Annotated in this window: 19 protein-coding genes; 7 read left to right on the top strand and 12 right to left on the bottom strand. The window is 31.9% G+C overall.

The genetic code is table 11. The annotated features are described in order from the left end of the window. Window positions 1-22 precede the first annotated feature (22 nt). Window positions 23-1,195 carry a proline dehydrogenase family protein gene (locus tag P7122_RS07110; RefSeq protein ID WP_278005088.1) on the bottom strand — a complete coding sequence of 391 codons (1,173 nt, stop codon included), beginning with the start codon at window positions 1,193-1,195 and terminating at the stop codon, window positions 23-25. Window positions 1,196-1,296: 101 nt separating this feature from the next. Between P7122_RS07110 and aroB the strand changes: the two genes are divergently transcribed. Then, the gene (gene aroB / locus P7122_RS07105) at window positions 1,297-2,367 is read left to right on the top strand and encodes a 3-dehydroquinate synthase (protein ID WP_278005087.1); all 1,071 of its coding nucleotides are present in this window, start codon (window positions 1,297-1,299) and stop codon (window positions 2,365-2,367) included. 62 nt (window positions 2,368-2,429) lie between these two features. On the opposite strand, the gene P7122_RS07100 is transcribed toward aroB, so the two are convergent. Together P7122_RS07100 and P7122_RS07095 are read right to left on the bottom strand one after the other, a co-directional pair. Then, window positions 2,430-2,909 carry an Lrp/AsnC family transcriptional regulator gene (locus P7122_RS07100; protein WP_278005086.1) on the bottom strand — a complete coding sequence of 160 codons (480 nt, stop codon included), beginning with the start codon at window positions 2,907-2,909 and terminating at the stop codon, window positions 2,430-2,432. Window positions 2,910-2,983: 74 nt separating this feature from the next. Beyond that, window positions 2,984-4,129, bottom strand: coding sequence for a M14 family zinc carboxypeptidase (locus P7122_RS07095; protein ID WP_278005085.1), 1,146 nt, complete (start codon window positions 4,127-4,129; stop codon window positions 2,984-2,986). A 303-nt stretch (window positions 4,130-4,432) separates the two neighbouring features. Between P7122_RS07095 and P7122_RS07090 the strand changes: the two genes are divergently transcribed. The 3 genes from P7122_RS07090 to P7122_RS07080 all read left to right on the top strand — a co-directional run bounded on the left by P7122_RS07090 (window position 4,433) and on the right by P7122_RS07080 (window position 6,135). Beyond that, complete coding sequence (locus tag P7122_RS07090) at window positions 4,433-4,816, top strand: helix-turn-helix transcriptional regulator (protein ID WP_278005084.1); 384 nt, start codon at window positions 4,433-4,435, stop codon at window positions 4,814-4,816. 125 nt (window positions 4,817-4,941) lie between these two features. Further along, a complete protein-coding gene (locus tag P7122_RS07085) occupies window positions 4,942-5,331 on the top strand; it encodes a hypothetical protein (RefSeq protein ID WP_278005083.1) in 390 nt (129 codons plus the stop codon). A gap of 9 nt (window positions 5,332-5,340) precedes the next feature. After that, window positions 5,341-6,135: a TerC family protein gene (locus P7122_RS07080; RefSeq protein ID WP_278005082.1), complete on the top strand. Its 795-nt coding sequence runs from the start codon at window positions 5,341-5,343 to the stop codon at window positions 6,133-6,135. Between the two features lie 15 nt (window positions 6,136-6,150). Here the strand turns inward: P7122_RS07080 and P7122_RS07075 are convergent, their stop codons facing one another. From P7122_RS07075 to P7122_RS07040, 8 genes are all read right to left on the bottom strand, one after another. Beyond that, window positions 6,151-8,838, bottom strand: a complete 2,688-nt coding sequence (locus P7122_RS07075) for a DNA gyrase/topoisomerase IV subunit A (protein WP_278005081.1) — start codon at window positions 8,836-8,838, stop codon at window positions 6,151-6,153. Next, window positions 8,839-9,312, bottom strand: a complete 474-nt coding sequence (locus P7122_RS07070; RefSeq protein WP_278005080.1) for a hypothetical protein — start codon at window positions 9,310-9,312, stop codon at window positions 8,839-8,841. Window positions 9,313-9,496: 184 nt separating this feature from the next. Further along, window positions 9,497-11,347, bottom strand: a complete 1,851-nt coding sequence (locus P7122_RS07065) for a DNA topoisomerase IV subunit B (protein ID WP_278005079.1) — start codon at window positions 11,345-11,347, stop codon at window positions 9,497-9,499. A 123-nt stretch (window positions 11,348-11,470) separates the two neighbouring features. Further along, window positions 11,471-11,932 (bottom strand): SRPBCC family protein, encoded by a 462-nt coding sequence (locus tag P7122_RS07060; protein WP_278005078.1) that lies wholly within the window; start codon window positions 11,930-11,932, stop codon window positions 11,471-11,473. Between the two features lie 180 nt (window positions 11,933-12,112). Further along, entirely contained in the window at window positions 12,113-13,207 is a 1,095-nt protein-coding gene (ychF, locus tag P7122_RS07055; RefSeq protein ID WP_278005077.1) for a redox-regulated ATPase YchF, read from the bottom strand. 284 nt (window positions 13,208-13,491) lie between these two features. Further along, complete coding sequence (locus P7122_RS07050) at window positions 13,492-14,970, bottom strand: hypothetical protein (protein WP_278005076.1); 1,479 nt, start codon at window positions 14,968-14,970, stop codon at window positions 13,492-13,494. 146 nt (window positions 14,971-15,116) lie between these two features. After that, the gene (locus P7122_RS07045; protein WP_278005075.1) at window positions 15,117-17,033 is read right to left on the bottom strand and encodes a DUF3857 domain-containing protein; all 1,917 of its coding nucleotides are present in this window, start codon (window positions 17,031-17,033) and stop codon (window positions 15,117-15,119) included. An 82-nt stretch (window positions 17,034-17,115) separates the two neighbouring features. Then, window positions 17,116-18,993, bottom strand: a complete 1,878-nt coding sequence (locus P7122_RS07040; RefSeq protein WP_278005074.1) for a transglutaminase domain-containing protein — start codon at window positions 18,991-18,993, stop codon at window positions 17,116-17,118. A 105-nt stretch (window positions 18,994-19,098) separates the two neighbouring features. Here P7122_RS07040 and P7122_RS07035 point away from each other — a divergent pair, with 105 nt between their 5' ends. After that, window positions 19,099-19,869 (top strand): TIGR02757 family protein, encoded by a 771-nt coding sequence (locus P7122_RS07035; protein WP_278005073.1) that lies wholly within the window; start codon window positions 19,099-19,101, stop codon window positions 19,867-19,869. Window positions 19,870-20,283: 414 nt separating this feature from the next. On the opposite strand, the gene P7122_RS07030 is transcribed toward P7122_RS07035, so the two are convergent. Beyond that, window positions 20,284-22,173 (bottom strand): M61 family metallopeptidase, encoded by a 1,890-nt coding sequence (locus tag P7122_RS07030; RefSeq protein ID WP_278005072.1) that lies wholly within the window; start codon window positions 22,171-22,173, stop codon window positions 20,284-20,286. A gap of 85 nt (window positions 22,174-22,258) precedes the next feature. On the opposite strand from P7122_RS07030, the gene P7122_RS07025 reads away from it, so the two are divergent. After that, a complete protein-coding gene (locus tag P7122_RS07025) occupies window positions 22,259-23,266 on the top strand; it encodes a glycosyltransferase family 2 protein (RefSeq protein WP_278005071.1) in 1,008 nt (335 codons plus the stop codon). Between the two features lie 67 nt (window positions 23,267-23,333). Further along, a complete protein-coding gene (locus tag P7122_RS07020) occupies window positions 23,334-24,080 on the top strand; it encodes a hypothetical protein (protein ID WP_278005070.1) in 747 nt (248 codons plus the stop codon). The last annotated feature ends 8 nt before the right edge of the window (window positions 24,081-24,088 follow it).

The following is a 24,088-nucleotide window of genomic DNA, read 5'->3' as shown; positions in this document are numbered from 1 at the left end:
TTATCTAATTTAGATAGGGCGTTTACAATTTTCGACGCTTTCTTTCTGTTTTTAACAACGTTAGTTCTCTGTTTGTTTGGCCAGCTACAGAAGTGTTCTCCTCTGCCCTTCTAATAAGATACGGCATAACATCCTTAACAGGCCCAAAAGGAATATATTTAGCTACATTATAACCATCAGCAGCAAGGTTATAACTAATGTGGTCACTCATACCATACAACTGCCCAAACCATACATTATTATCCTCTTTACTTATATTATACCTCTCCATAAGCTCCATTGCCAAATAACAACTTGCCTCATTGTGTGTGCCTATAAAAACGGAAATATCATTTAAGTTCTCTAAAATGTAAGATAGAGTGTTGTTAAAAGTGTCATCAGTTTCTTTTTTATTTTCACAAATAGGAGATCTATACCCTTTATCTTCTGCTCTCTTGCGTTCTTTTTCCATATAAGCGCCACGAACAATCTTCATTCCAACATTAAAGCCATCTTTTTTACCTCGCTCATGCAATGCTTTAAGGTAGTCTAGCCTATCCCAACGGTAACACTGCAAAGTGTTATAAACTGTTGTTTTTCCTTTGTTGTATTTGCGCATCATATCCTCTACCAAATCATCGGCAGCATCTTGCATCCAGCTTTCTTCAGCATCAATTAAAACTTCAACATCCTTTTCTTTTGCAAGCTTGCAAACAGCATCAAAACGCTCTACGATTCTATTCCACTCTTCACTTTCAGAAGAAGTAAGCTCTTGCCCTTCAGTTTTCTTTTGGTATAATAAGAATCTACCGAATCCTGTTGGCTTAAAAACAACGATTGGCATCGCCTCTCTATCATCACAAAATTTAATGATTTTCAATATTTTTTCAAGAGCACTATCAAACTCCTCTTCTACTTCTTTGCCTTCTACAGAGTAATCCAAAACAGAGCTAACTCGCTTTGTATATAACTTATCTATTACAGACAAGCAATCTTCTTCATTAACACCACCACAAAAGTGGTCAAAAACGGTAGATCGAATTAAACCTTCTACAGGCAACTTTGCTTTAAGAGCAAAGTTGGTTGCCGCTGTGCCAATACGCACTAAAGGCTGCGAAGAAATCATTTTAAACAAAAAATAAGCGCGCTCTAATTCAGAATCAGATTTTAGCGCAAAAGCAGTTGCTGTGTTTTCAAAGAGTGAACGGTTAATCATAAATTTTGAAAAATAAATATTGCAAATATATTTAATCCTTTGCTTACTTTTTTCTAAAAAAAGGGAGTATTTTCACAGCTTAAATTGAGGAATTAACAAAAATGAAATCTATAAAGACAAAAAATGCAATTGTTCATTTCAACGATAACGTTTATAATGAACTTAATGCATATATAAAATCTACCAATCCATCCAAAATATTTGTTCTTGTAGACACAAATACACACGATGCTTGTCTTCCTAAATTTTTGTCTCAAGTTGAGTCTGGAGATATTGTGGTTGAAGTTATGGAAATGCCAGAAGGCGAAGATCATAAAACCATAGATATATGCACTGGTGTTTGGGAAGCCATGTCAGAGTATTATGCAGACCGAAAAAGCCTTATTATAAATTTGGGTGGTGGAGTTGTAACAGACCTTGGTGGTTTTGTTGCCAGTACTTATATGAGAGGTATAGACTATATTAATGTGCCTACATCACTACTAGCCATGGTAGACGCCTCTGTTGGTGGAAAAACAGGAGTTGATCTCGGCAATTTAAAAAATCAGATTGGAGTTATAAGTGAAGGCAGTATGGTTTTAATAGACACTAGCTTTCTTGAAACTCTCCCTAGCAACCAAATGGTTTCTGGTTATGCCGAAATGCTAAAGCATGGTCTTATTTATGATGATTCATATTGGAATACACTTATCAATTTTGAAAATTTAGATGGCTCTGCGCTTAATGAAATGATTTATGATTCTGTTGTAATAAAAAACAAAATAGTAACTGAAGACCCAACAGAACAAGGTCTGCGAAAAATTTTGAATTTTGGACACACATTAGGTCACGCTATAGAAAGCTATTTTTTAGGCAATGCAGATAAAACTCCTTTATTACATGGAGAAGCCATTGCTATAGGAATGCTTTTAGAAGCCTATATTTCAACAAAAATAGCTGGTTTATCTAACAATGAGTTTAAAGAAATAGAAGAAGGCATACTAAAAACCTTCTCAAAAGTTGAAATCAGCGAAAGTGATCAAAAAATTATCATAGACCTATTACAATATGACAAGAAAAACAGTCATGGTAAAGTAAAATTTGTTTTATTAGAAGCTATTGGTAAGCCAAAAATTAATTGCGAAGTAAATAATGATATTTTACTAGAAGCATTTAAGCACTACAATGCTTAGTATAGACATAAAAAAACCTTAGCGCTTGCTAAGGTTTTTTTTATTCTTTTTAGACAGGTTTACTATAATTCATTAAAAATAGTATGCATTAAACGTTTCTTATCGTTAATGCTCTCCTCTAAAGATATCATTGTTTCTGTTCTGTAAACACCTTCTATATCATCTATTTTAAAAATGATTTCCTTAGCATGCATTGTGTTTTTTGCTCTAATTTTACAGAAAATATTAAACTTACCAGTAGTAATATGAGCTACTGTAACATAAGGAATACTCTCTATACGCTCTAAAACAAACTTAGTTTGCGATGTGTTTTGAAGAAACACTCCTATGTAAGCAATAAATGAATATCCTAATTTTTTATAATCTAAAGTAAGCGAAGACCCTTTAATAATTCCTGCTTCTTCCATTTTCTTAACACGTACATGAACTGTACCTGCAGATATCAATAATTTTTTTGCAATATCAGTAAAAGGAATACGCGTATTATCGATTAGCATATCCAATATTTGGTGGTCAACTTCGTCTAATTTAAACTTTGCCATAATTGTATTATCGTTAAACTTTATGCAAAAATAAATCATTTTTATTAGCAATTATGCATAAAAAACAATTTTTTTTAAGGTTTTAGTGAGATTTTTTCAGTATTCAGCAATACGAAATCGTTTTCGCTAGCTACTTTTAACATTGTATTATACTGATTTTTTAACACTTGACCTTTTGCATCTATTTCTCGGTGACCACAAAAACTATCGAGTTTAGAAATGGCTTCAACTATAGGAATAAACTCTACTTTACCATCAACTAATCGCTCTTCATATTGTATTGCAACATCAACAGCTTCAACTGAACTACTTTCTAGTTTAATATTTCTAATAACGATGTCGTAAAACTGTTTTTCATTTTCAGGAATAAGGAAATAATCCTCATAGCCTTCAACATCAATTCCTTTAGAAATAGCTTCTAAGGCTTTTAAAATAGATAAAAACATAAGATACCTAACCTCTTCCCTATTATAATCATTCGGGTAGTGACCAGCTTCAAACAAAACTGTAGGGACATTTAAGTTTTGAAAAGTATCACCAACACAATTAAGATTAAAACCATCATCATATCTCGCTACACAATTAGGTATTACTTGCTGCAACATGGAATTTATCTCTACAATTAACGACATTGCTTGCTTCCTGTTAGGAGTTATTGAGCGCTGTGTATCTTGAGAAGGTGACAAAAAAGAAAGTATAGATGAATTATGAGTTCCGCCTACATTATATATTGTTCTTTGTCCATGAAGGTTAAAACAATAATCTGGATTAAAATCATTGAAAACCTTTCGTAAAACCTCACTTTCTGGCTGCGATAAATCTTGCGCATCTCTATTAAGATCAACCTCATTAGCATTTAGTCGTGTATAACGTTCGGCTCCATCAGGACTTAAAACAGGTATTACTAACAACGTACAAGTCTCTAAAATAGAATTAGTAATTTCATTGTTAGTGAGAAACAAATTAAAACAGTCAAAAAGTGCTTTAGTGGTTGTAGATTCATTACCATGCATCTGAGACCACATTAAAACCTTTTTAGGTCCTTTACCAAATCTTAAACTATAGATTGGTCTATTTTCTACAGAAAAGCCAATAACAGAACTTGTAGAAGTTGGTATTTTTTCAATACACTTTTCTATGTGAGAATTGGTAATATATCTGCCAAATAAATCTGGTGTTTTAAGTAAAGAAAATAAACTATTAAGTTGCTCTAATTTCATTGTTGATTTTTAAGTGTTACAAATGTAACTATTTGATTTTTTACAATTGTAAACAAGATTGATTTTCATTTTTGTTACAGATGTATACATTATTATATCCCTAATAACATCAAACCAACAACTGCATTGAATAAAATTCAACAACTTTAAAATTTAATTCTCAAAATTATGTTTTTCAGTGTTTTACACTCATCAACTAAAGTGATTATTCATATTGTTTTTAAAGATTAACATTAATTTATTGAATAAAAAAAGACTATTGTTTACATTTGTATCACTTAAAAATATTTACAATTGTTTACAATGATAAACTCGTCAGATTTCGCTAATCGTTTACAAAAAGTCATAGATTTTTATGATGAAACTGCTTCTGGTTTTGCGGAAAAAATTGGTGTTCAGAGATCAAGCATTTCTCATATTCTTTCAGGAAGAAATAAACCGAGTTTAGACTTTGTAATGAAAATACTTCACTCCTATCCAGAGGTAGAATTATATTGGTTATTAAATGGCAGAGGAAATTTTCCTACCACAGAAACCAAAATTTCTGAGATTCCGAATCCTCAATTAGATTTAAAAGTTGAAAATTTAAATAAGCCTGACATTAGTAAATCTATTTCAAATAATTCTGAAATTGAAAAAATTGTCATTTTCTACAAGGATGGTACTTTTAAAAGCTACAATCCCTGAATCTATTTTTTCTGTACACTCTAACCTAAATGCAAAATAATATGAATTGAATAATTCAACTCTAATGTGTGAGATTTTACTCAAATGTAGCTTATCAATTAATTATCTTTGTACAAATTACAAGAATGAGACATTTTTTATTACTTAGTGCATTAGTATTACTAACCAGTTGCTTTGAAGTAGAGCGTAATTGTAACGATTTTAAAACCGGAGAATTCGAATTTAATTACGTTATTAACGGTGAAAATAAAACTGGCAGATTTGTGCGTACAGAAAATCTAAGTATCAATTATTACGAAGGTAAGGTAGACTCTTCGTCTGTGCGTTGGATTAATGATTGCGAATTTATCTTGAAAAGCATTAACCCAAAGACAAACTCTGAAAAAGATGATATGCACATGAAGATTTTATCTACAGACGGCACATCGTCTTACACTTTTGAATACAAATTAGCTGTAAAAAAGCCAAACAAACCACTTCGCGCACAAAGAGGTGTTGCGTACAGAATTAAATAAATTGCTGCAATGGTAGAATTTTTGCTTACTTCAGATGCTATAATGGCGCTTCTAACACTTACATTTCTAGAAATTATTTTAGGAATAGACAACATAGTTTTTATATCCATAGCAGCCAATAAACTTCCTGAAGACCAACGAAGCAAGGCTACCAACATAGGTCTTATTTTAGCAATGATTCAACGTATTGTGTTATTGTTTTTTGTAACATTCCTTATAGGCTTAAGCGAACCTTTTTTTGAATACAAATCTGAATGGTTTACCATTGCTCTAAGCTGGCAGGCTATTATATTATTTGCAGGTGGATTATTCTTAATCTACAAAAGTACTTCTGAAATTAGAGAAAAGGTTGAAGATCCTGGACATGATGAAAAAGGTGTGAAATCTAAAGTGATAAAATCACTTTCTCAAGCTATTACACAAATTTTAATTATTGACTTTATATTCTCAGTAGACTCTATTTTAACTGCTGTTGGTATGACTAATGGATTACATCCAAACAACAACTACACGCTCATTTTAATGATTATTGCTGTAGTAATTTCTATAGCAGTAATGATTGGTTTTGCTAACCCAATTAGAAAATTTATAGACCGAAATCCAAGTATGCAAATTTTAGGTCTGGCCTTTTTAATTCTTATTGGTTTTATGCTAATTACCGAAGCTGCACACTTATCTCATACTGAGTTTTTTGGTAAAACTGTAGGAGCAATACCAAAAGGCTATTTATACTTTGCCATAGCTTTTTCTTTATTTGTTGAATTTTTAAATTTTAAAACAAAAAAGAAAAACAAAGAACAATAAGGCTTTTTATATAAATTAAAAAAGCGTCACCTGACCTTTATCGTCTACATCTAAATCTTCATCATTTTCATCTGATTTAGTTGAAGAATCATCTTTAGGTTGCTCAGGTTTTTCTTCAGTTTTATCAACCTCTAAATCTACAGAAACGGTTTCTTCATCTACAACATCTAACTCGTCTGCATGCACTTCTTCTGGTGCTTCATAAGGCAATGACTCCAGTAAACTAATTTGATTTATTTTTTCTTTAGTTAATTGATTTCCAAGAGCATTAATACCTTTTACTGCAATAAACTCTTCAAGATTAACCTCCATGTTAGGTTTACGGTCTTTACCTCGCTCTTTGGTAAACTCAACATCTACCATAGGCCTCCAATCTGTGGAAACAATTTCTAATTGCGATTCTGAATGACTAGATATAAAAGTCTCCTCTTTTCCTTCTTGTTCAATTAAAAAACGCTTTACATAATAGCGTTCTTTTTCACCATCATAATAGATGGCAGAAATTGGTTTTTTAGGAATCCATTTTTCGAGCACAATCATATCGCTATCAAAATGTGTTGTTAATTCTGGAATAATAGTTTTTACATTTCCAGATTGTGTAATAATAAGCAAACGATCTTCACCTCTAAATTCACCTATAAGTTCTCCTCTTTCATCAACATTTAGACGCTGTACTGTGTCATCAAACCAAATTTTTCGTGGTTTTAATGTAGAGACTCCTTTTTCTTTTAGTTCTATTCGTTTTACAGAATACTTAGTAACAAGATTCCCTTTAGACGAACGTCCTTTTATTAAAATATCGGCAAAATCGAGATCCCATTTTAGCTTTTTAATACTACCTACTTGTCGCAGTAATACAGTAACAACTTCGGCTTCACCATTAGGATTTGCAGAGAAATACCACACCACAGAACCCTTGTTACCGTTAGTCATATCATACTCTCTGTCTCTGGTAATACTGGTTACAGCAAAACGTTTTACATAAGATGGTCCTTTTTTACCATCTCTATAAATCATGTTGTAGATAGTACGCTTGTCTTTCTTTTTGAAAACTGCAACGTGAATAATATTCTTACCAACAAAAGTTTTAGAATCAACTTTTGTCACCATCATTTTACCCTCTTGCGTAAACACAATAATATCATCTATATCACTACAATCACAAACATATTCATCTCGCCTTAACGAGGTTCCGACAAAACCTTCTTCTCTGTTAACATAAAGCTTGGTGTTTCTAATAACAACCTTTGTTGCATCTACATCGTCAAAAGCTCGTAATTCTGTTTTACGCTCTTTACCTTCACCATAATCTTTCTTTAATCGCTCAAAATAAGCAATGGAATAATCAATAAGATTAGCTAAATGGTGCTTTACTTCTGCTATCTGATCTTCTAAAGCATCTATTTTTTGCTGAGCTTTATCAATATCAAATTTAGAAATACGCTTTATTCTTATTTCTGTTAAACGAACAATATCTTCATCTGTAACTGCGCGTTTTAAATGTTTTATATGTGGTTGAAGACCTTTATCTATTGCCTGAATTACACCTTCCCATGTTTCCTCTTCTTCAATATCACGATAGATTCTATTTTCAATAAAAATTCGCTCTAAAGACGCAAAGTGCCACTGTTCTTCAAACTCACCAAGTCTTATTTCTAATTCTTGTTTTAAAAGCTGAACCGTATTATCTGTAGAACGACGCAACATTTCTGTTACTCCAACAAAGAATGGTTTATTATTTTCAATAACACATCCTAATGGTGAAATTGATGTTTCACAAGCTGTAAATGCGTAAAGCGCATCAATCGTTTTATCAGGTGATAAACCTGGAGGTAAATGAATTAAAATTTCAACTTCGGCAGCCGTATTATCTTCAATACGTTTTATTTTGATTTTACCTTTATCATTAGCCTTTAAGACAGAGTCAATCAACGAAGACGTTGTTGTACCAAACGGAATCTCTGTAATAGCAAGCGTATTTTTATCGACTTGTGAGATTTTGGCACGAACTCTAACTTTTCCTCCACGCATTCCATCATTATAATTGCTAATATCTGCAATACCTGCGGTTGGAAAATCTGGATAAATTGTAAAACGCTTGCCTTTTAAATGCTTTACCGAAGCGTCGATAAGCTCTATAAAGTTATGTGGCAGAATTTTAGTAGATAAACCTACAGCAATACCTTCACCGCCTTGCGCTAAAAGCAATGGAAACATTACAGGTAGATTAATTGGCTCTTTACGTCTACCATCATAAGAAGCTTGCCATTCTGTTATTTTTGGATTATAAACAACGTCTAGCGCAAACTTTGATAATCTGGCTTCAATATAACGTGATGCTGCTGCTCTATCTCCGGTTAGGATATTTCCCCAGTTACCTTGGGTATCTATTAAAAGATCTTTTTGACCAATTTGAACCATGGCATCAGCAATACTTGCATCACCATGTGGATGGTACTGCATCGTATGACCAACAATGTTAGCCACTTTATTGTAACGACCATCATCTAAATCTTTCATAGAATGCATTATACGACGCTGTACTGGCTTAAAACCATCTTCAATTGCAGGTACAGCACGCTCTAAGATTACGTAAGAAGCGTAATCTAAGAACCAATCTTTATACATCCCAGTGACTTTAGTAATCGTTTCTTGATTACTGTTGTCTTCGTTTAATAATTCGTCATTTTGATCTTCTGCCATCTATCCTTCTTTTCGCTTTTTATTTTCTTTTAATGTTTTTTGCAACGATTGCTTTACGTATCTCATTTTTTTGCGGTTTAACAGAGTTACATTAAAACGCTCCTTCACTTGTTCTTTATCATTTGTCTTTACCAGCACAACTAATGATTTGTAAAGGAAATAATCTTTTATTTTATAACCAATAAGTTGGCTTCTTACAAATTCAATTTTATTTTCTCTGTAATTAACGTATTCTGTTAAAACAAGACCTTTATTTATAATTACAGTTTTTGCGCCATCACTATCATATTCAAAATAACCTGCGATTGAATGAAATAAAACCAAAACAACAAACAAGCCCAGAAAAACAAAGAATGTACTATCTACTAGAAATTCTAGAGAATTAAATACAGTTATCAAAAGTATACCAAAGACAATTAGTATAAAATAAATTGAAACAACAGTATTCTTTACTTTTCTATTGTCGGCTCTCATTTATTTTTTACTCAATATTTAAAGTTTTTTACCAACCACAAGTCCTACCATTAAAAGTATCATGGCTAATATTCCTATAAATCCTGCTAAATTTTTCATTGACCAAAAGTCTGAATAGTCTAACAGAAACAACCACCCAATAATCAGCAGCAAAGGCCAAAAATTCAAATACTTTTGTTCTTTTTTATTCGACGACATCCAATTCTACTTTAAGATTTTCTATAATAAACTCTTGGCGTGTTGGTGTATTTTTTCCCATGTAGAACGACAGTAACTCTTCAATAGACATGTCTTTGTCTAACATTACAGGATCTAAACGTATATCTTCACCAATAAAATGCTTAAACTCATCTGGAGAAATCTCACCAAGTCCTTTAAATCGTGTGATTTCTGGCTTTGGTTTTAATTCTTCAATCGCATTTTTTCGTTCTTCGTCTGAATAACAATAAATTGTTTTCTTCTTATTTCTTACTCTAAACAATGGAGTTTGAAGAATATACAAATGCCCTTCTTTTATCACTTCAGGAAAAAACTGTAAGAAAAACGTAATTAACAACAATCTAATGTGCATACCATCCACATCAGCATCTGTTGCAATAACTATGTTGTTGTATCTTAAGTCTTCTATTGATTCTTCTATATTTAAAGCAGCTTGCAAAAGATTGAATTCTTCATTTTCATACACTATCTTTTTGCTTAAACCGTAAGAATTTAAAGGCTTTCCTTTTAAACTAAAAACCGCTTGTGTATTGACATCTCTGGATTTTGTAATACTACCAGAAGCTGAATCTCCCTCGGTAATAAACAATGTTGTGTCTAAATACCCATCCTTTTTAGTATCACCAAAATGAATACGACAATCGCGAAGCTTTTTATTGTGAAGACTAGCTTTCTTTGCACGATCCTTTGCTAACTTTCGTATTCCAGATAATTCTTTGCGTTCGCGTTCTGCCTGAAGAATTTTGCGTTGCAACTTCTCTGCTGTTTCTGGGTTTTTATGAAGAAAATTATCAAGATATGTTTTTACAAAGTCATTGATGTAGGTTCTTACCGTTGGCAAATCGCCTCCCATATCTGTAGATCCTAACTTGGTTTTGGTCTGACTCTCAAAAACAGGTTCCATAACCTTTATTGCAATAGCTGCAACGATAGATTTTCTAATATCTGATGCATCGTAATTTTTACCATAAAACTCACGAACAGTTTTTACAACAGCTTCTCTAAATGCCGCTAAATGCGTTCCACCTTGTGTGGTATTTTGTCCGTTAACAAAGGAATGGTATTCTTCACTATACTGCGTTTTACTGTGTGTTACTGCAATTTCAATATCATCACCTCGCAGATGAACTATTGGATAAAGTATATCGCTTTCATTGATATTTTCTGAAAGCAAATCCTTTAAACCATTTTCACTATAATATTTTTCACCATTAAAAACTATGGTTAATCCAGGATTTAGATATACATAGTTTTTTAACATCTTTACCACATATTCATTTCTGAATTTATAGTTCTTAAAGATGCTATCATCTGGCACAAAGGTTACTTTGGTTCCTTTTCGTCTAGAAGTATCATCTAAAAATTCCTGATCTGTTAACTCACCTAAAGCAAACTCAGCAGAAGCCGATTTTCCGTCTCTGGTAGACTCTACTCTAAAATAGGTTGACAACGCATTAACTGCTTTTGTACCTACACCATTAAGACCTACAGACTTTTTAAAAGCTTTAGAATCGTACTTACCACCAGTATTCATCTTAGATACAACATCTACAACTTTGCCTAACGGAATACCACGACCATAATCGCGCACAATAACTCGATCTCCTTGAATGGAAATTTCAATGGTTTTACCTGCTCCCATTACAAACTCATCGATAGAATTATCTAACACCTCCTTAACAAGGATATAAATACCATCGTCTGGAGACGATCCATCACCTAATTTTCCGATATACATACCAGGTCGCATCCTGATGTGCTCCTTCCAATCGAGTGAACGAATATTATCTTCAGTATAGTTTGTTTGTTCTGACATAGAAAATAGGACGAAATTAATGATAGAACGCTAATATAAGACTATAGCTTAAAAAATGAAATACGCTTTTGGTAAAGTAATTAACAATAAAGCACCGTTATTGTTGAGAACCTTAAGATTTTTTTATTGCTTAGACAATTCTTCAGCCTTTTGCTTTAAAATTTCATTTCTGGAAATCATAACTGCCTTAATGTGCTTTTTTAATACCAGATTATCTACAATTTTACCTAAAATACCATATTTAGAAGCAAAGAAAAGCTTATCTATCATTATGGTTTTTCCATTTTGTTCTTTAAAAATATGATCGTGCCTGTAAGCTTTAAAAGCTCCCTCAATCATTTCATCTACAAACAAAAAAGGTTTACTTAACTCAGATACTTTTAAGGTAAGATGCTGCATAAAACCGAGATGATTGGTTTCCCAAGTTGTAAAATCACCTTGCTCTACAAGGCCAGCTATTTTACCATTAACAGGAATTTCGCTATTATTTTTTACAGATTGTTTATAGAAATCAACATCTCGAGCTAAATTGAAACATGTTTCAATATCCGAATCAATCTCAGTTTGTTCAATTATTTGGGGCATAATTTTTCTTTTACAGTATAAGACGCTTATACTCTAATATAGTCACATAAAATACTCTTCTTTTTATAACCTTTTTGTTGCAACTTAATGATTTCAGAATCTGAAATACAAAAGCTTGCTCAACAAAAACAAGATTAAGTTGCTAAAATATGATTTAAGATTCTTGTTTTCTCAGAAAATTTAAACGTTAAACAAGAAATGCATCACATCTCCATCTTTAACAATGTAATTCTTCCCTTCTACACGCATTTTACCTGCTTCTTTTACTTTGGCTTCGCTTCCAAAACTTACATAATCATCGTAAGCAATAACTTCTGCTCTAATAAAGCCTTTTTCAAAATCGGTATGAATTACTCCAGCAGCTTGTGGCGCAGTAGCACCAACATTAACCGTCCACGCTCTTACTTCTTTTACACCAGCTGTAAAATAGGTTTGCTGATTTAAAAGCTTGTAAGCCGCTCTAATTAATTTTGCCGAACCTGGCTCATCTAATCCTATATCATCTAAGAACATTTGGCGTTCTTCATAATCTTCTAACTCATTAATATCGGCTTCTGTACCAACAGCTAACACCAATACTTCTGCGTGCTCATCTTTAACCGCTTCTCTCACCTTATCCACATAAGCATTACCAGTGTTTGCAGCTCCTTCATCTACATTACACACATACATTACAGGTTTGTCTGTAATAAATTGTAGTGGCTTTACGTAGTCTGCATAATCTTCGTCTGAAAACTCTAAAGCTCTCACAGACACACCAGATTCTAAACCGTTTTTTATCTTTAAAAGCACTGCTTCTTCTGCTTGCGCCTCTTTATTACCAGTTTTAGCAGCACGCTTTACTTTATCTAACTTCTTTTCAGTCGTTTCTAAATCTTTAAGCTGAAGCTCCATGTCAATGGTTTCCTTATCTCTTATAGGATCTACAGAACCATCAACGTGAACAATATTATCATTATCAAAACAACGTAATACGTGCAAAATAGCATCGGTTTCTCTAATATTGGCCAAGAACTGGTTTCCTAGACCTTCACCTTTACTGGCACCTTTTACCAAACCTGCGATATCTACAATCTCTACCGTTGCAGGCATTACACGCTCTGGATTAACCAAAGATTCTAGTTTTGCTAATCTTGGGTCTGGTACATTAACCACACCAATGTTTGGTTCTATGGTACAAAACGGAAAGTTTGCACTTTGCGCTTTAGCGTTAGATAAACAGTTAAATAAGGTCGATTTTCCTACGTTTGGTAATCCTACTATTCCAGCTTTCATATTAACTTCCTGCGAAGGCAGGAATCTTTTTTAATTAAACTTCTTCACTCTTTTTAAGAGATTGCAAATGTAATTAAATACTAGAATAGTTTTGATTAAAGTTTTTTGAAAAGTTTTTGGGTGGTTTTTGGTTGTGAAGCGATTACCCAGTGTTGGATGAATGCTATTTTCTTTCCACTATAATATTAGCAAAAAAGACTAGACATTTTGATAGTAATTTCCAGCCTTTTTATCCACTATGGCTATTAGTCATTAAACTTTTTGTATTATCTAACAACAAGTAATTAGTTAGGAATAATCTTTTGAATACCAATATTATTTTTTTTGCTCTTTAATAAAATTAAATAATCATTGTTGTAAAAAAAACTGTTAATATGCCTAAAGAAAAAGTCTTCTTGAGAATTAACCTGTTTATTCATTGAGTAGTCATATTTAAATTCGTAACATAAATATGGTGCATCTTCGTTATATTTATATATTTCTCCATCTTCACTCTCCACTTTTGATGAGTTAAAATAAATATATATGTTATCATTTTTGTTCACTTTTATTGCTGAACTAGTTCTAGGCAAAAAATAATTGCTTGGTTTTTCTTTATAAATGATGTCATAATCTATTAGGTTACCGTTAAAATCAAACTTATTAATTCCTATATTACCATAATAAAATATTGTCATGCTTTGCCCATTAGACAAACCCCTCTGTTCGGCTGTCATTGTGTTAGAATAAGTCGTTTCATTAATGATAAAGTATGAATTTTTGATTACAAAAAAATCACTAATTTCTACATGATTTAATTGCTTAAATTTTTTCCTCAAAATTTGCTTGTTTAAATCATCTTTATATCTAGAATCGAAAGGTGAAATATTTATTGATTCTTGTTTAAGGTTTGACAAATTAAATTTAGAAATGTAAAAGCCTTTTTTTTCGTCTTCTTTGGTAAATTCACTATAATGTCCTGCAAAAAATATATTATTTGTATCAACAAAAGCTTTTAAATCTTCAACATATTTGCTTTTGGTATCAATTTTAAATACTTCTTGAGAATCTCTGGTAACTCTAACTATCTCATATGTACATGTTGATCGTTTAGAATTTTTATACTTTTTTACTAATAAAAGTATTGTACCATCATCTAGAGAATAAATATCATTAAAATTTATATTTCTTTTGCCTTTATAAAAATCATTAAGTTCGATATTACTCATTAGCTCAAAGTCACTATCATATTGTAGAAGTTTTTTTGCTTTATTTAGCTCAACAGAAAAACCTTTTTCGTTCCTATCACCAATAATTAAACTCATTATAGAATTGTCTTTATTAAAAGATAAACGTGAAGCTTCTTTAGTTCTACTTTCATACAATGTTTGTTCTTCGAAACTAAAATCATCTATGTTACAAAAGTATCTTTTTATGCTTTTCATTCTTAATTCATGAGGACTTGCTACAATTATATTTACTTTATTATTCTTTACTGAGAAACCCATAACAGAACCTTTAAAATCTTTTGAAATATCCTTTTGCTTAATGAGCTTCATATCCTTATCATAATGACTTAAAGCATGATATTGTTTAAAGGATAATTGACTTTGTTTTTTCCCAATCGTCAGAACTATAATATCCCCATTTTCAAGTATTGCTGTATTTGATACATAGTTTATTTTTTGTTTGGCGTCATTATCTTCACCCTTGATAAACTCTGTCTGACCATAAGTTAATGTTAGGCATATTAGTAACAAAAGAAAGGTTAATTTTTTTTTCATTTTCAAGTATGATTATATGTTATGATTTTTTTTGTTAAAAGTCGTAATTACTTTATCTGCCAATTTCGCATTTTTAAACCAAGAAGTCAATACTTAACGTTACGTATTTTTAACAAAGCCTTATTTTTGCAGTCTAAATTTTAGCTTTAAGATTTCCATTTGAGTTTAACTAACAATCTTCTTTTTTTTGAATCACGGTAATGCTCATTGAGTGTTTTTATATCGATTAAATCATTGTTTGGAACATAATTTTCTAATATTTTGTAATTAGATATTATTTTTAGCTGATTTTCGTTTACAGCTTTTACATCAAAAAAATATTCGCTGTAATTATTATGATATTTAACATTGCTATCATCCATACCCAAAACCTCTATTTTACAAGGAAATTCTACATTTAATATAAACAGATCTGAATAGCTGTAATCTAAGTAATAGCTCAATCTACTCTTTTCAGAAGCATCTTCTATCTGATTATGATTAATTATCTTATCTAATGATATACTAACAAGGCTATCATTAACAAATTTAACTACATTATTTAGGGTGCCTTTAGCATCAAAAACAAAACCAAATGGTTTTTCACCGTTTTGCATTCTATTCAACACCGAGTCTATTTGTATAGTATTATCGTCACCTTCATATTCCCAAAGCGCATCATAATACTCTTCTACTTCTTCATTATTATTTAACATTTCAAAAAAAGATCTCAAATCTGTTGATGTACCTCCAGACACCTTTAACCTATATTTTAAATCTGTTCTTTTTGCCTCTAAATCTACTTTACTAAAAAGAGTTTGTCTAATATAATTATAGTTAGAGTTCATGCTAGGTAAGTTGATTACTTCTATAGCTACTGAATCTACTTCGGCCAACTTTAAGTCTCTATTTATAAACTTATCTTTCTTTTTTACTTCACCAATATTAATAGGCTTTACCAATACTGCACGTGTATCATACAAGGAGGTAGGTATTTCATCAATTAAATACTTATAATTTTCTTCATGAGGATAAAGAAATTTTAAATGTCCTTTTTCATTTTCAATAGCAAAAAATACATGCGCAAACTCACCTTTTCTAATTAAATTTACATCAATTGGACCTAATCGTTTTTCGCGCGCAAAGACAGCCCAATATTTAATATTCAAATCTTCTAAAATTTGCCTGTAAAACCTCCTAATACTTAAAGGGTCAAATCTTTCCTCCTTTAAAAAATAGCCACTAGATTTTATAAGCTCGTGCCCATCTTTTAGAGGTTCTAAATCTATGGTTTTTAGTACTTCTTTATGGAGTAGATTAAACTTGTAATACTTGGTACTATCCTTAGCTTCTCCTATTACTCTTTTTTTCCATCTTTTGTAATATGATGAATTTTCATAATCCAAAGCCATAGGTTGAGTAAGAAAATTAAATTCTTCATTATAAACATCTTTCCATGTTCTTAATTCACTTTCCTTTTTTTCTAGGGTATAATAAAAATATGGTTTTTCACATGGTAAACAGTTATAATCATTACTCATTAAACTTTTAATTGAGTCCTTAGAAAATTGTAAGTAAACCAATGTATCGTTAGCAATTACTTTTGGTTTTGGAAATTCATTATAAGTCTTATACCTTACCTGTAGATCTTGTCCTGTTTTAATTGTATACTGTGAATTAATACTTGGCAATATTGAGTTAAAGTCAACATAATCCATTAACTCATACCCTTTTAAATTCTCATAATAAACATAGTCTGTTTCTATTGTGTCACCTGGCTCTACACTTGGTATTGGGTAACTAATAGGTCCAAATTTTTTGTTATCAGATTTTTGACTAAAAACTAGACTAGAATCTAATTCTACAATTGTACCATCAGCTTTTAATGTTCTTATCTTGATACTTTTCAAATGATTACTCACATATTCATCTAATTTTAAAAAAGCATAATCCTCTACCCCTTTTATTGTGTTTACAACCAACTTATTATTTATAACAACATATCGTTTGTACGTAGCCCAATTTTTCACATAGGTAACATCCTTGAAGGAATGTAAATAGTATGCATCTGATTTTTCGCACACTTTTAAAAAGGGGTCTTCATTTATTAAAGGAAAGGAAGCTGCTATGCTAAATAGTAAGACGCTAAAACAAAAAACTAGCAAGCTAGTTTTTGCTCTTTTTGAAAACAAATGGCTCATTAATAATGCTATTAAATTCTGTTATAATTTTATTAGTAAAATCAACATTTTTATTATCTATAAAAACGTAATCAAAGACAAAGTTATATTTGAGTTCAATTTCCTTAGACGAAATTGAATTAATTTCAAATTTTAAAGACACTCCCTCTTCCTCAAATTCATGACTTACTGGTTTAAAGCCTTCAATTTGTTCGTCTAAAGTAATTTTAAGAAGTATCCTCTTAGAAAAATTATTCCCTAAAAAGGTTCCACTCATTAAGGTTTCCCTATTTTCCGTTTCAAAAAGTCTCGGTAAAAAATCAAAAAAAAGATATTTATTATTATCATCACTAAACGTCTTCCCTAGAATTGAAATATCTCCATTAAAACTTAACTTATTATAATCATTTACAGTTGAAAGGTTTGAAATATCTTGATCTCGAAAAATTCCCTCATAATAAGTTTTTAAAATCTCTGTATAATCCGTTTTTTTCTTGGTATTTATTATACGCTTGAGGTAGTTACCAGCAATTCCGTCATAGTTTATTTTAAAACTTCCTTCAATGATATCTTTATCACTATTTAAATTTAAATCAAAACGATATAAAATTTCATTGCTTTCTGGAGCAAATGGACTTACGTCGTAAAACTCACCACCTGAAGGTTCAATAATTAATATTGTTCGACCTTGTATACTCTGAACAGGTGTTCCCTCCACATGCACTGAATCCGTAGGATCTAAGAGCACTTCCTTTCCATCGATTTTAGCCACACAAATAACATGATTAGCTGAGCCCAATGATGGAAAATCACAATCACTTACATGATCAAAAGTAGCTGCTAGAGCTAAATTACTTTTAATACCCTTATATTTTAACGCTTCTGATAAAAAATTAGATAAATCTTTACAATCGCCTTGTTTATTCACAAAAACCTCATTAACATGAGATGGAATAAAAGCTCCCATACCTATCTCTATTGCAACATATTTAAAATTGCTCCTTACATAATTATATAGGATATTAACAATTTTGGTTTCGTCTTGAACACCAATAGTTAGCGCGTCTATTTTATTTAACGCAGAAATATTTAATCCTGTTTGAGGAGATAAGTTCTTTAAATACCAATCATTAAGATACTTCTTGGGCTGATTTTTATAAGAGTTTGGGTAAACCAATGTTCTCATTAACGGCACCTTGATATTTTTATAAATTCCGAAAAACTGTAACGGATCTGGAATAACCTTTTTTGGAGAAACTTTTATTTTCCAAATTGATTTATCGTCATATTTTGTAGAATCTATTTTATAAAACGACAAAGAGTCTTCATCTATATTATTGTGACTTAATATATAGTCATTAGGTACTTCGATATGATACAAAAGTGTATCGATTTTATCATATGAAAAAAAAGGTAAACTTGTAAAGTACATTAACTCTTTACAAGAAATAGTATAATTTAAACTAATATCCTTATCAGCTGGTATTAATATAGATTTGACCTTTTTACTTGTTATATAGTCTAACTTAACATCTTCTTCAATAATCTCTTTTATTTTTATTTTCTTTAACCGCTTTCCTTTAATTTCAAAAAGCTCAAAATCATATACCTTTTCAAGTTCGGTATCATAAAAAACAGGATAAATACGTATGTTTTCGTTCTTCTTAAATATTATTGAAACTTCTGTTTTAAAAGATGAGTCTTTCTCTATTATTATTCTTTCGGATCTTTCAGCTAAATGTAGATCTTGGGAAAATCCTGAAGCACCAAGAAAGAATGAAATTATTACAAATAAAAAGTAGGTGTTTCGCATAAAAGAAAAATCAATTATATAGATTTTACTATTTATCGCAATATAAGTCATTAAAAATAATTATAATAAGTATCCTTTTTTATACAGCATCATCTTTAGGCTAAATAGAATAACATCTGTAAGTTTGTATTTGAAGCATCATATATCAGAAAAAAGTTGAAACTCAAAACATCAGAACTCAAAACCTTTTTAGACGAGAAAGTCCACCTGTACAATAATCCAAAATTTATTGAGAGCGACCCAATACAAGTGCCGCATCAATTTTCTAAAAAAGAGGATATTGAGATTGCTGGGTTTTTAACTGCTACAATTGCCTGGGGAAATCGTAAAAGCATTATTAACAATGCCAATAAAATGATGGTGCTGTTAGACCACGCACCTTACGAGTTTGTAACACAACACCAAGACTCAGATTTAGAGGCTTTGCAGTCGTTTGTACACAGAACATTTAATGGTGATGATTTTATACAGTTTATAAAAAGTCTGCAACATATTTATAAAATGCATAATGGTTTAGAAGCTGTGTTTGCAAAACATGCTGAGCCTAACTCATTACAACAAAGTATCCACGAGTTTAAAAAACTGTTTTTTGAGATTCCGCATTTAGAGCGTACCAAAAAGCATGTGAGCGATCCTCTTAAAAAGTCTGCTGCAAAACGTATTAATATGTATTTGCGCTGGATGATACGTAACGATAATGCAGGTGTAGACTTTGGTATTTGGGACAGCCTATCTCCTGCTCAACTGAGTTGTCCGTTAGATGTCCATTCTGGTAATGTTGCCAGGAAATTAGGCTTACTAAAACGTAAACAGAATGATGCTAAAGCCTTAGCGGAATTGGATGCAAATTTACGCAAGTTAGACCCTAACGATCCTGTGAAGTATGATTTTGCATTGTTTGGTTTGGGTGTTTTTGAGGGGTTTTAAATTCCTACGAAAGCAGGAATCTCTTAATTATAAAGTCAAATTAACCACTTTAGACTAAATTTATAAAAAACTTATATGGGAGATATTATAGGAGAAACGCTATTTTTTACAATTTTGAATTTCATTGGTGGAACAATAAGATGGCTCATCGCAACACTGTGGTCTTTTATTTTTAACACTAACAAACTCCCTTACAAAGAATACATTTACAGTTCCGAAACTGATGAATTTACGCACGATAGCCCTAATGGTTGTTTTAATTTAATTATCGGGTTCTTATTTGTCTTTTTAGTGATATATATTGTCTTTAACATATAAAAAAAGCTTCCGAATTGGAAGCCTTTTTTTGGTATTATGAGATTCCTGCTTTGCGCCTCTGCTAAAGCTTCAGCGGCATGTGGACGCAGGAATTGGTTACCCTTTTAACCAAGCTTGTCTTAACGCTTTTTGTGCTTCAGTAGCGTTTTCATCTTCTACTAAAGATTCACTTTTAGCAGTTGCTTTACCTAAAGTTCCTTTTAAAACAACAGCTTCGCCATTACGCTCTAAATCTAAGCTGTACTCCTGGCCTTCTTGCCAACCATACATGCCACCAATAACTTGCTGTGCGTTTTCTAGCGTTAAATCTTTTCCGTTAACTTTTTTGATGATATCTCCAGCTTGTACTCCTTGAGATGCCCAGAACGAATTCTGTAATGCCATTGGCGAAAAGAAAATACCTTTGTTAGGATCACCATCAAAAATGATGTTTTGTCCACCTGCAAAAATGTAGTTTGTTGGCACATCAGTTTCACCCATGGTTAAACCAACCATTTCAAAAAACTGGTTATAGTTAATTGGCACATCACCTTCTACATGCGTTTTTAAGAACTCGCCAACGCTTGGATATGTCATTTCAGTAATCTCTGCGATGATTTTATCATCATCAAAAGGTTTTTCTTTTCCGTATTTAGCAGATAATTCTTTCATTAAAGACAACATACTTCTGTTACCATCGCTTTCTTTTCGCATTAAAATATCGATGCACATACCGATTAAAGCACCTTTCATATATACATTATAGTAATTATGTGCATATGGCTCTTCTAATACATTTTCACTCATTACTGTGAAACTCATGGCATCATCCAAATTTTTAGATGTTGCTATTTTAGTCATTATAGTATTGTAAAAATCTGTTGGTTCAATTAAACCTTCATAAACCTGAAAGTGTTGTGCAAAATACTCCGTTACACCTTCGTACATCCATAAATGCTTAGAGAATGTTGGCTTGTTATAATCGAAATAATGTACATCTTCAGAGTGTACCGATAATGGCGTTACAATATGAAAGAACTCGTGTGCTACAACATCGATAATCGAAGCCGCTAAACCTTCTTTGCTAGATGATTCTGGTAATACAACCACTGTAGACGTGTGGTGCTCTAAAGCTCCCATACCTTTTGGTGCTGTATCAGAACCGTCTGATAAGTATAAATAGATGTCGTAACGTGCTGTACTGTTAATCTCACCTAAATATTTCTTTTGCGCCTGCATCATTTTATAAACCGTTTCTTTTTGGCTCGCTGCGGTATGCACTTTGTTTGGTGAAAATACACTTAGCACAATTTTAATGTCACCAACCATAAACTCTTCAACATCTAGCTTACCATACATCATAGGATTGTCGGTAATTTCAAAATAACGTTGTGCAAAATAACTGCTGGTTATAGACTTTCCGTCTGCACTAGATTTCATACCTCTGTCTTCTAAAGCTGAAGTTCTTACAAAGGTTGCTGGCGCAGTAACATCTAAAGCGTATTGATTGTTTTTTAAAGAATCGAAATAACCAATAAATCCATGAAGATTTAATACATAGTTGTCTTCTTCAATATTTGTTCCAGCTGGTGAGAATGGGTTTTCGCCACCTATGCCTCCAGTAGATTCAATATCAAAAGTATCGTTAACGTAATAGGTTAATTTATCTAAATTGGTAGCATCTGCAATTGTCCAAGTGTTGGTATCTACTTTAGTTACTTCAAGCTCATTCCCTTTATAGTCTAAAGCTTTCATACCTTCTATGTACTTTCCGAAATCGCTAACAGAATATGTTCCTTGCACTACTCTAGGCAATCTGTATGTTACCGTTTCTGTGGTAAAACGACCAGGATTAATAGTTACTGGCACTTTATCATCTACCACTGCTGTTAAATCTAAAGCAGTTTCGATAGGATTATTAACTGCTAAATCATCTGCTTTTGGCTTGGCTGAACCACAACCTACCAAAATTACACTTAAGCCCAAAACGGCTAAATAGTTCTTCATGAATATTTATTTAATTTTTTTACAAGACGCACAAATCTACAATCTGTTACCACTTTAAGTCTAAAGGTTTTGTTAAATTCGTAGCATGTCTCAGCCATTAATCAGCATTTTAATTCCTTTTAAAAATACCGAAGCCTTTATTTCTGAATGTGTTACTTCTATCATTAGCCAAACTTACAGCAATTGGGAAGCTATTTTTGTAAATGATCATTCTGATGATGCATCTTACACTATTGTTGAAAAGTTTTCAGAAAATGATGACAGAATTCAATTACACAACAATAAACATGAAGGTATAATATCAGCACTCCAAACAGCCTTTAGCAACTCTAAAGGCACTTACATCACCAGAATGGACAGTGATGATATAATGACCAAAAACAGACTTGAAGTCATGCTGAACAGTCTTTTAAAACACGGCAAACATCATCTTGCTGTTGGGCAAGTAAAGTATTTTAGAACTGACGGCATTAGCAATGGTTATGCACGCTACGAACGTTGGCTTAATGAGCTTACCGAAAAAGGCAATAACTATTCTGAAATTTACAAAGAGTGTGTAATTCCTTCACCTTGCTGGATGCTACATCGTTACGATTTTGTAGAATGTGAAGGTTTTGAGTCTAATCGTTATCCTGAAGATTATGATTTAACGTTTCGGTTTTACAGAGCAAAATACAAATGTATTCCTTGCGATAAAGTACTGCTCCATTGGCGCGATTACAGTACACGAACGTCCAGAACACACGAGCATTATGCTGCAAATTACTTTTTAGACATAAAATTACACTACTTCTTAGAGCTAGATTATAAACCCGAAAGGCCTTTAGTTGTTTGGGGAGCAGGAAAAAAAGGAAAAACTATAGCTAAGCTCTTAATTGAAAATGATATTTTGTTTTATTGGATTTGTAATAACAAAAAGAAAATAGGCAAAGAAATTTACGGACAAGAGCTATTAAAATACAAACATATAGAACAACTCAATCTTCCGCAAAGTATTATTACTGTGGCTAATGAAGACGCACAAAAAGACATAAAACAGTATTACAAAACGCTAAAAATGCAGTCTATGACTGATTATTTTTTCTTTTGTTAAATTTCTCAAAAGCTAATCATAGTAATAAGACTTCGTTATCTATATTTGTTACTCATACATGAAGAAAATGAAACAAGCTCCACTCTTAATTATGCTTTTATTTGCTTTTGCAAGTAATTCTCATGGACAAGAAAGTGAATCTAACTTTACGGACGATTACTATTCTTCAATCTTTGAAACTTTATATTCTGTTGATACTGAGATGGCTTATTGTATTGCGCCAATTGTTGAAGAAAGACTGGTATCCAAATTAGCTGACACAACAAGTTTTTACAACCCTTTTAAAAAATTATCTGAATACATTTCTATAGAAACATCATCTGATAGCTTAGTAAAAACCTACAGTTGGGATAGAATTAGTGGCGGAAGCTGGCATGATAATGCGTCTTATCTTCAATTTAAAACCAAATCTGGAAAGATAAAATATAAAAGATTAGACTCTGGTATTGAACAAGAAACCGGAGAACCTACTGATGTTATAATCTATGATATTCATGATATTAGCATAAAAGATGAATCTTATTATCTGCTACTAGGTTGGGGAACTCATGGTGGTGGACGTCATCATAGCTTAGCCAGAGTTTATAAGATTAAAGATGAAGAAATAGTCTTATGTGATTCTTTCTTTGATGGTGAGAAATATTTACATATTGGTGCACCTAGAGTTGGTAGAATTAATTTACAATACAATTATGAAACCAAGGAACTATCACATAATTATTACGAATATGACGCATCTGTTGGCTTTTATAAACCTACAGGAAATATAAGAATCTGGTTATTAGAAAATGATAAATTTGTTCTCCAGAAATAATTTAACTT

The sequence above is a fragment of the Winogradskyella marincola genome, assembly GCF_029624125.1.
In the GTDB taxonomy this organism is placed as follows: domain Bacteria; phylum Bacteroidota; class Bacteroidia; order Flavobacteriales; family Flavobacteriaceae; genus Winogradskyella; species Winogradskyella marincola.
The sequence above is the reverse complement of the archived record's forward strand: the minus strand, read 5'-3'. Positions and strand labels throughout refer to the sequence as shown.

What these genes read in the sequence shown, in the direction of transcription:
- P7122_RS07075 (WP_278005081.1), bottom strand. Translation starts at nt 8,838, where the DNA reads ATGGCAGAAGATCAAAATGACGAATTATTAAACGAAGACAACAGTAAT.
- P7122_RS07100 (WP_278005086.1), bottom strand. Translation starts at nt 2,909, where the DNA reads ATGGCAAAGTTTAAATTAGACGAAGTTGACCACCAAATATTGGATATG.
- P7122_RS07095 (WP_278005085.1), bottom strand. Translation starts at nt 4,129, where the DNA reads ATGAAATTAGAGCAACTTAATAGTTTATTTTCTTTACTTAAAACACCA.
- P7122_RS07050 (WP_278005076.1), bottom strand. Translation starts at nt 14,970, where the DNA reads ATGAAAAAAAAATTAACCTTTCTTTTGTTACTAATATGCCTAACATTA.
- aroB (WP_278005087.1), top strand. Translation starts at nt 1,297, where the DNA reads ATGAAATCTATAAAGACAAAAAATGCAATTGTTCATTTCAACGATAAC.
- ychF (WP_278005077.1), bottom strand. Translation starts at nt 13,207, where the DNA reads ATGAAAGCTGGAATAGTAGGATTACCAAACGTAGGAAAATCGACCTTA.
- P7122_RS07070 (WP_278005080.1), bottom strand. Translation starts at nt 9,312, where the DNA reads ATGAGAGCCGACAATAGAAAAGTAAAGAATACTGTTGTTTCAATTTAT.
- P7122_RS07030 (WP_278005072.1), bottom strand. Translation starts at nt 22,173, where the DNA reads ATGAAGAACTATTTAGCCGTTTTGGGCTTAAGTGTAATTTTGGTAGGT.
- P7122_RS07020 (WP_278005070.1), top strand. Translation starts at nt 23,334, where the DNA reads ATGAAACAAGCTCCACTCTTAATTATGCTTTTATTTGCTTTTGCAAGT.
- P7122_RS07040 (WP_278005074.1), bottom strand. Translation starts at nt 18,993, where the DNA reads ATGACTTATATTGCGATAAATAGTAAAATCTATATAATTGATTTTTCT.
- P7122_RS07090 (WP_278005084.1), top strand. Translation starts at nt 4,433, where the DNA reads ATGATAAACTCGTCAGATTTCGCTAATCGTTTACAAAAAGTCATAGAT.
- P7122_RS07060 (WP_278005078.1), bottom strand. Translation starts at nt 11,932, where the DNA reads ATGCCCCAAATAATTGAACAAACTGAGATTGATTCGGATATTGAAACA.
- P7122_RS07080 (WP_278005082.1), top strand. Translation starts at nt 5,341, where the DNA reads ATGGTAGAATTTTTGCTTACTTCAGATGCTATAATGGCGCTTCTAACA.
- P7122_RS07025 (WP_278005071.1), top strand. Translation starts at nt 22,259, where the DNA reads ATGTCTCAGCCATTAATCAGCATTTTAATTCCTTTTAAAAATACCGAA.
- P7122_RS07085 (WP_278005083.1), top strand. Translation starts at nt 4,942, where the DNA reads ATGAGACATTTTTTATTACTTAGTGCATTAGTATTACTAACCAGTTGC.
- P7122_RS07065 (WP_278005079.1), bottom strand. Translation starts at nt 11,347, where the DNA reads ATGTCAGAACAAACAAACTATACTGAAGATAATATTCGTTCACTCGAT.
- P7122_RS07110 (WP_278005088.1), bottom strand. Translation starts at nt 1,195, where the DNA reads ATGATTAACCGTTCACTCTTTGAAAACACAGCAACTGCTTTTGCGCTA.